Origin of the sequence: Nocardia sp. NPDC060220 (assembly GCF_042727815.1) — a bacterium.
Lineage (GTDB): Bacteria > Actinomycetota > Actinomycetes > Mycobacteriales > Mycobacteriaceae > Nocardia.
Genome location: NZ_JBHWZY010000291.1, coordinates 1 through 7,554, shown reverse-complemented (window position 1 = coordinate 7,554; position 7,554 = coordinate 1). Strand labels below are relative to the sequence as shown.

6 protein-coding genes are annotated in these 7,554 nt (G+C 66.0%); 3 read left to right on the top strand and 3 right to left on the bottom strand.

Going from position 1 to position 7,554, the window contains the following annotated elements:
- Positions 1-138 precede the first annotated feature (138 nt).
- The gene (locus ACFWF3_RS16820; RefSeq protein ID WP_379314382.1) at positions 139-1,053 is read left to right on the top strand and encodes a hypothetical protein; all 915 of its coding nucleotides are present in this window, start codon (positions 139-141) and stop codon (positions 1,051-1,053) included.
- A gap of 248 nt (positions 1,054-1,301) precedes the next feature.
- Here ACFWF3_RS16820 and ACFWF3_RS16815 read toward each other — a convergent pair whose 3' ends face one another.
- Positions 1,302-2,966 carry an acyl-CoA synthetase gene (locus tag ACFWF3_RS16815; RefSeq protein WP_379314384.1) on the bottom strand — a complete coding sequence of 555 codons (1,665 nt, stop codon included), beginning with the start codon at positions 2,964-2,966 and terminating at the stop codon, positions 1,302-1,304.
- Positions 2,967-3,005: 39 nt separating this feature from the next.
- Positions 3,006-3,935 carry an SDR family NAD(P)-dependent oxidoreductase gene (locus tag ACFWF3_RS16810; protein ID WP_379314383.1) on the bottom strand — a complete coding sequence of 310 codons (930 nt, stop codon included), beginning with the start codon at positions 3,933-3,935 and terminating at the stop codon, positions 3,006-3,008.
- Between the two features lie 436 nt (positions 3,936-4,371).
- Between ACFWF3_RS16810 and ACFWF3_RS16805 the strand changes: the two genes are divergently transcribed.
- Positions 4,372-5,373 carry an alpha/beta fold hydrolase gene (locus ACFWF3_RS16805; protein ID WP_379314381.1) on the top strand — a complete coding sequence of 334 codons (1,002 nt, stop codon included), beginning with the start codon at positions 4,372-4,374 and terminating at the stop codon, positions 5,371-5,373.
- A gap of 20 nt (positions 5,374-5,393) precedes the next feature.
- On the opposite strand, the gene ACFWF3_RS16800 is transcribed toward ACFWF3_RS16805, so the two are convergent.
- Positions 5,394-6,410: an AraC family transcriptional regulator ligand-binding domain-containing protein gene (locus ACFWF3_RS16800; RefSeq protein ID WP_379314380.1), complete on the bottom strand. Its 1,017-nt coding sequence runs from the start codon at positions 6,408-6,410 to the stop codon at positions 5,394-5,396.
- Between the two features lie 90 nt (positions 6,411-6,500).
- On the opposite strand from ACFWF3_RS16800, the gene ACFWF3_RS16795 reads away from it, so the two are divergent.
- Positions 6,501-7,554, top strand: a 1,054-nt coding sequence (locus ACFWF3_RS16795; RefSeq protein ID WP_379314379.1) for a flavin-containing monooxygenase, incomplete at its 3' end; no start/stop codon positions are given.

Genomic DNA, 7,554 nt, shown 5'->3' with positions numbered 1-7,554 from the left:
CGTATTCGCCCGAGATCTGATCACCACGGACGAAGACCAACCCGGTCTCGCCGACCGCGACGGGTTCGCCCGCGGCTCGAATTGCGGCGCCGACCGGTAGAGGCAGCATTCTTGTCGGAGCTTCCGCCGGATTGCCCCATGGCGCTGCGCCGTGTGCTCCTGAAATGCCTGTCGCCCGACCGCGAGGACCGTTATTCGTCCGGTTCGGAAGTGGCCCAGCAGTTCGACCTGTGCCTCGAGAAGAGGGCCCGCGACCTCGTCGATCCGCCGCCGGACAGTTGGCGAACGCGACTGTCGCGATGGCCCACCCTCACCCTCTGGCTGTCATCGATGGTCGGTGTCGGCCTGGCTACGCTGTACCTGGCTGTGCACGCCCAGGAACTGATCAGAGAGCGCCTGCCCGATGCCGCGAACGCGCAGATCAACAGGGGCGTGATGGTGTGCATCCTCTGCGGCTTTCTGCTGGCCGTTGTCATCTACGTCTGCATTTCACGTGATCAGCTCGAGGTTCTTCGCGGCTTGCGCAAGGGCGGACGCTACGACGAGGCAAGGCTCGCGCGGGTGCGGTCGCGGACACTGCTGTGGGGCGACCTGTGTGCGCTCAACACCCTGCTGTCCGCGCTTCTCGCCACCGGGACGGCCGTGCTGCTGCTGCGCTGGTTCACCGATCTTCCGGTGCGGCTGCAGGTCCATGCGGCGATGACTGTTCTGGTGGCGGGCACCATCTCGGTCGCCTACACCTTCTTCCTTTCCACGTTCTATCTCGTCCGCTGCGTCTATCCCCGCTACCTGCGCCACGGGCGCACAACGGAGCGCGACTCCGCCGACTTGCGCTGGCTGCGCCGCAGGACCACGGTCTACCTCGCGGTGACGGCGTCGGTGCCGGTGGTCGGGGTGCTGGCCGGATTCAGCTTTCTCGAACCCGAGGAGCTGTGGCTCGTGCGCGATTCGGTACTGGGGCTGTGCGCGGCCGGCGGGCTCGCCTTCGTCGCCGTGTATTGGTTGTTCCGGAAGCTGGACGCGGACCTGCGCGCGCTCAGCCGGGTGGTCTAGCGATCAACCCATGGCGACCGGGATCCGTCTGCCACGCCTCCCGTGCCGCAGTCAGGGAACCAACGTTTCTGCACGCATATTGCACAAAATGGCTGGCCGACATGAAAACCATGTCCGAACAGCCGTCATATGTGGTCCCAGCCGGTTTCGAACCCGCTGACGCTCAGCCGCCGAAACCCGGCCGCTACCTCGAAAAATAAGCTCTACCAGGGCGGTCTTGCACCACCCCACTCAAGCAAGCGTACGCATCAATGGGCAGGGTGTTCGTCCATCGAACGGTCCGAGAGGGCTCGGCGCAGAACCTTACCGGTGGCATTGCGCGGCAGTTCGTCGATGAACACGATGTCGCGGGGAACCTTGTACCGGGCCAGGTTGGCTTTGACATGATCTCGGATGACCTGTGCATCACGGGCCGAGCCCACATCGGGAACGATGAAGGCGCGCAGGCGCTGTCCGAAATCCGGATCCGGGACACCGATGACAGCGACGTCGAGGACATCCTCGCGTTGTACGAGAAGGTTCTCCACTTCCAGCGGATAGACGTTCTCGCCGCCGGAGACGATCATGTCGTCGTCGCGGCCGTCGACGAACAGCAGGCCTTCGGCATCGAAGTGCCCCATGTCACCGGTGGACATGTAACCGTCGATGATCTCCTTGTGCCGCCCGTCGGTATACCCCTCGAACGGTGCGCCCGATCGAACGAAGATGCGCCCCTTGCGATTCGGCCCGTGGAGGCGTTGCCCCTCGTCGTCGAACAGAGCGATCCGGCTGGTCACCGGCGGACGGCCGACCGTGCCAGGGGCTTGCCGCAGCTCATGGGGCTGGGCGACGGCGGCGACGGCGACCTCGGTGGAGCCGTACAGGTTGTAGAGGGTTTCACCGAAGGTGTCCTGCCAGCGCGTGGCCAGCTCCGGTGACAGCGCGGACCCCGCGACCATGACGGTCCGCAGCGACGAGGTGTCGTATCTTTCGATGATCTCCGGTCCCAGCGCCAGAATGCGGTTGAGCATGGTCGGCACGGCAACCAGCATTTCCGCTTGGTTCTCCTGGATCGCGCGCAGCGTGGTCTCGGCGTCGAATCTGCGCAGCAGAACGGCCGTGTTCGCCAGGGCGAGTCCCACTGTCCACGCGCCGAAACCGGTGGTGTGGAAGATCGGTGAGACGATCACCATCGCACCCTGGCGAGGGAACGGGATCCGGTCGACGATCAGCGCACTGGCCAGCGGCGAAACCTTGGTCCGCGGGGCGCCTTTGGGCAGTCCGGTGGTACCGCTGGTGAGGATGACGAATCCACCGGGTCGAGACGGCGGCGGTGGCGGAGTCAGCTTGCCACCGGCGATCAATTCCTCGATCGTGACCGCGCCGGCGGGCAGGTCCTGATCCTTCTCCACCCAGGTCAGGTAGCGGGGCATGGTGTCGGGCAGTGCGCTGAGCAGGTCGGTGAACTCGCTGTCGTGCAGTACCGCACGCACCTTTTCGCGCGCGGCGACCTCGGCGAATTGCGGTTTCGCGAATCCGGTGTTCATCAATGCCAGCCGCAGCCCCGCCCGGCCCGCCGCGCTCGCGGTGAGCAGCAGCCCGCGATGGTCGCGCGCCAGCACCGCGATCACCGATCCCGGTGTCAGCCCCGAATCGAGCAACGCGTTGGCCAGTGCGTTGGACTGCTGATCGAGCTGCCGATAGGTCAGCACGCCGCGCTCGTCCGACAACGCGGGCGCGTCCGGATGTGCCGCGGCCGCCTTCATGATCAGCGCGGCCTGTGGACCGTAGGACTTGTTGTCGCGTGCGACGCGCAGCACGATGTCGGGCCGGGCCAGATCGACCACACCGCGTTGATGTAGCCGCACAACGGCTTTGAGCTCCGTGGCCACCGTGACGGCGCGATCGGGAAGGTGCAGCGGATTCAAGGTCATGGTCATCTTTCGCTTCGTCGTGCTGACAGTCCGGGCCTGCTAGGTGGTCGAGATGCTCGGCGCCGCAGATGCTTTCGCGGCATCGGAATCGGGCATCATGCGATGGAAGTGGTGCAGGGCCTGTCTGGCCGAACCTGGCGCGAACCGGTTCACCCACAACGCCACCGCACCGAGCGGGTTCTCCAGATGGTCCGGCCGACGGACGATCGCGTCGACCATCATGTCGACCGCGTCCTCGACGGTCAGCGTCGTGTAACCCTGCCAGCCGGTGGGTCCGATCATCTCGGTGTCGACCAGCGGGATGTGCACATTGGTGAAAACAACTCCGTCGGAGAGACATTCGACCGCTGCCACCCGCACAACAGCCTCCAGTGCCGCCTTCGAGCCGATATAGGCCGAGAAGCGCGGCAGGTCCGACACGACGCCGATGGACGAGCTGGTAACCACATGCCCCGAGCCTCGGCGACGCATGTTCGGCAGCAACCGCAGCATCAGGCCGACCGCGGCGAGATAGTTCGTCCGCATGGTGCGTTCGTAGTCGTGCAGCCGATGCTCGGACAGGGCGACGGATCGCCTGATGGATCGACCAGCGTTATTGATCAGGATGTCCGGCGCACCGAATTCGGCCAGCACCGCGTCGGCCAGTTTGTCGATCCCTTCATCGGTTGCCAGATCCGAGGTGATGGCGAACGCCGTGCCACCCGCTGCCCGGATCTCGGCCACCAGTAATTCGAGTTCGTCGGTGCGCCGTGCGGTGACGATCACGGTGGCGCCCGCCGCGGCCAGGCGCTGGGCTAGAGAGCGACCGATGCCACTGGACGCACCGGTGATCAGCACCGTCGCACCGCTCACCCGATCGTGCAGGCTCGGTGTGAAAGGCCGGGGCAGGCGACGCGGTGGTGTGAGCGCGTTGACGACCAGCCGGGCCAGCTCCGACGGGGCCGCGCCGGCGATCCTGCCGATCCGCATCAGCGCTGCCCCGCCGCGGTATCGGCCCCGGAGCGGTCCGGATCGGTTCGTGTGGGTATCGGCGCGCTGGGGGCCGCGCGGCCGCATCGTTGCGGTCTTGCCCATCGGGGTATCCTCACGTCATTGTGGTTTCGGTCATATCGACGCTATTGCCGCTGACCTGGGCTAACCATCCGATCAGGGGCCACCAACTTATGAAGTTGGGCCACGGTAGCGAATCTCGGGACAGCGTTCTCGCCGGGTCGTGACCACACTGGTCCGGCGCTTTCGCCGAACGGCCAATTCCTTACGAATTTCGGCCCGGCTGCTCTGCTGGTCGCCGCGGCGGCCACCGCCGCCGTTACGGTGACCGAATGGGTACTCAATGGCGAGTAGAGCTGCACGTTCTCGACAATCCACCACCGGATGGGCATCGCATCCCGAGGGCGGTGACCGAATGACGACCGTCGTCGCCTCGGATTCTCGTGCGTGGCGCTCACTGAGCCACCGGCAACAGACACGACTGCGCGCGGACAAGGATTTCGCGCTGCTGAGCGATCCTCCACGCGGCCGAGCGGTCGAGGTCCGATCCGCTGACGGCACGCGCATCCACACCGAGGTCTTCGGCCCCGAAGACGGCTACCCGATCGTGCTGTCCCACGGCATCTGCTGTGCTCTGCGGTTCTGGACTTACCAAATCGCCGAGCTCTCGAGCGATTTCCGAGTCATCGCCTTCGACCATCGCGGACACGGCCACAGTGGCCGCCCGGCGGCCGACGGCTACACCTTCGCACGGCTGGGCGATGACCTCGATGCCGTCCTGCGCCACACGGTGCGCCCGGGAGAGCGCGCCGTCATCGCGGGACATTCCATGGGCGGCATAGCAATTCAGTCATGGGCATCGCACCATCCAGAGAATGTGGGCCGCTACGCCGAGGCGGCGGCACTGATCAATACCGCCGGCGGCGAGCTCCTCCCCCGCCTTCCGCTGCCGGTGCACGGACCGGCGGGGGCGCAGGCGCTGGACCGGATCACCCGCGTCGCCGCGTCCGCCATCGGCAGCCTGCCCTTTCCCCCACGCTCACCGCTTCGCGCCCAATTGCTCGACCCGGTGACCGTGGGCAGGCAGGCGTCGCCCGCAGTACGAGCAGCGGTCCGGGAAATGATCCTGACGACGCCGACTGCCACTCGCCGCAGGTTCCTGCGCGGTCTGTCCGGACTGCGGTACACCGATCACGACCCGGCTGATCTGGCCGTGCCGACGGTGGTGATCGGCAGTGAATCCGATCGGCTGTTGCCGTTCCCGCACTCGCGGCGCATCGAATCGCGTCTTCCCGTTTCGCTGGGCCTGATCCAACTGTCCGGCGGCCACTGCGGACCTCTGGAACAACCCGGCCGCATCACCGACCTGCTGCGCGATCTCGCGCGTCGCGCCGGAAAGCTCACGACCACCGCATAGCCGCACGGGCACAGCAGGATTCAACGGCGTCCCAGCGACCGCGCGAACCGTCCTGGCGTCACGCCACGCCACTGTTTGAAGGCCGTGGTGAAGCTCGGCGCGCCCGCGTATCCGAGGCGATAGGCCACCTGCTCCACCGGCAGCCCGGTCGCCAGCAATTCCTCGGCCAGCATGCCGAAGGTTTCGGCCGATACCTCCCGGAACGAGGTCCCCTCCTCGGCGAGTCTGCGACGCATCGTGCGCACGCTCATATGCAGTGCCGAGGCCACCTCCGGCTGGCCGAGGGATGCCTGGCCCCGCCGCACGAGTAGATCGCGGACCTCGCCCGCCAGCCGATGCCGTTGCACACGCCGGTGCAGCAGTGCGGCACACTGCTGTTCGAGCAGTCGCGCGGTTTCCGGGCTGGCCGCCGGCATCGGCTGTGCGAGCACCGCCGCGTCGACGACGAACGCATGCGTGTCCGTTCCCGAGACGAGTTCTGCGTCCACGTTCGCCAGGAATGGCTGCAATCTGGGCAGCAGTCCCCCGGCAATCTCTATGCGGCGGAATGCCAATGGCATCTGGAAGACCTCCAGCCAGTTGGTGATCGTGCCGGACAGATCTCGCTCGAGCAGAAAGCCGCGGACCTCCTGTGGAACACCACTGTCGTCCAACCAGATACGCGCCTCGTCACCGGAAATCTCCAGTCCTGCACTGGAATACGAATATGACAGCGCGAAGTAGCGGGCAGCGATATCGACGGCCTGCCCCACTGTGGGACTGCTGATCAGCGCGTAGCCCCAGATGCCGTGTATTGCCGCGCGATACCGAGGTCCCACCTCGAAACCGAGCCCGGGCCTATCCCCCACCGCGCGAACGATATTGCGCACCAGCTCGAGTTCCTGGCCCGCGGTGATCTCGGCGTCCGACTCCCGCAGTTGCTCAGCGGTGACGCCCGTGCCGGACAGCGTGTGTTCAGCCGGCACGCCATGCTCGGCGGCGAACGCGACCAGCAGGGCCGCGCTGGCGACCGGTCGCAGAGCATCCAGGGGAAGCATCCGCCCATCATCCACGCTTTGGCCGAAAATCGAAAGTGACTGGCCGTGGATGCAATGGCCCAGGTCACATCCGATTCGTACCGTTCAGGTATGTCAAAGAAGCCATCGGTCGCCATTATCGGCAGCGGATTCAGCGGGCTGGCCATCGCGATCGGCCTGAAGCAGGCGGGGTTCGACGATTTCGTGGTCTTCGAACGCGCCGAAGGGCCGGGCGGGGTATGGCGGCACAACACCTATCCGGGCGCGGCCTGCGATGTGGCGTCCTCGCTGTACTCGTTCTCCTTCGAACCGAACCCGAATTGGTCGCGCCCGTTCGCACCGCAACCGGAGATCAAGAGCTACCTCGAGCATTGCGTCGAGAAGTATGGTCTCACCGCGCATATGCGGTACCACACCGAGATCGCCTCGACGGAATTCGATGAGCAGACCGGCCTGTGGACCGTCGAGACCACCATCGGCGAGCGCAGCACCCACACCATCGTGGTCGCCGCGGGCGGGCAGCTGACCCGGCCGTCGTTCCCGAAGATTCCGGGCATCGACGGATTCGAGGGCACCCGTTTCCACTCGGCCGAATGGGACCACGACCACGACCTCACCGGCAAACGGGTGGCGGTGGTCGGCAACGGTGCCAGCGCCGTGCAGTTGGTGCCGCAGATCGTGGACCGGGTGCGCTCGCTCACCGTATTCCAGCGCAGTGCCGAATACCTCATGCCCAAGCCCGATTACGCGCACGCGGGTTGGGAGCACACCCTCTATGACAAGGTGCCCGGCGCGCTCAAGGCGCTGCGCGGCGCGTGGTGGGCGATCGGCGAATACGTCAATCCCGCCCTGACGCTGCCGATGAGCCGTGCGCTCCGGCACACCTATCTCGCACCGTTCTACCTGGCGACGAAGGCGCAGCTGCGGCTACAGATCCGCGATAAGGAGCTGCGCCGCAAGCTCACCCCCGATTTCCAGATGGGCTGTAAGCGAATCCTGCTGTCCAGCAACTACTATCCGGCGCTGGCCCGCGAGAACTCCGACGTGGTCACCGATTCGATCACCGAGATCACACCCAACGGCATCGTCACCGCCGACGGCACCAAGCACGAAGTCGACACGATCGTCTTCGCCACCGGATTTCAGGCGGGCGGTTTCGTCGCAC

Excerpts from the sequence above, each read along its gene's own strand:
- ACFWF3_RS16820 (WP_379314382.1), top strand. The coding sequence starts at position 139 with ATGGCGCTGCGCCGTGTGCTCCTGAAATGCCTGTCGCCCGACCGCGAG.
- ACFWF3_RS16815 (WP_379314384.1), bottom strand. The coding sequence starts at position 2,966 with ATGACCTTGAATCCGCTGCACCTTCCCGATCGCGCCGTCACGGTGGCC.
- ACFWF3_RS16810 (WP_379314383.1), bottom strand. The coding sequence starts at position 3,935 with ATGCGGATCGGCAGGATCGCCGGCGCGGCCCCGTCGGAGCTGGCCCGG.
- ACFWF3_RS16805 (WP_379314381.1), top strand. The coding sequence starts at position 4,372 with ATGACGACCGTCGTCGCCTCGGATTCTCGTGCGTGGCGCTCACTGAGC.
- ACFWF3_RS16800 (WP_379314380.1), bottom strand. The coding sequence starts at position 6,410 with ATGCTTCCCCTGGATGCTCTGCGACCGGTCGCCAGCGCGGCCCTGCTG.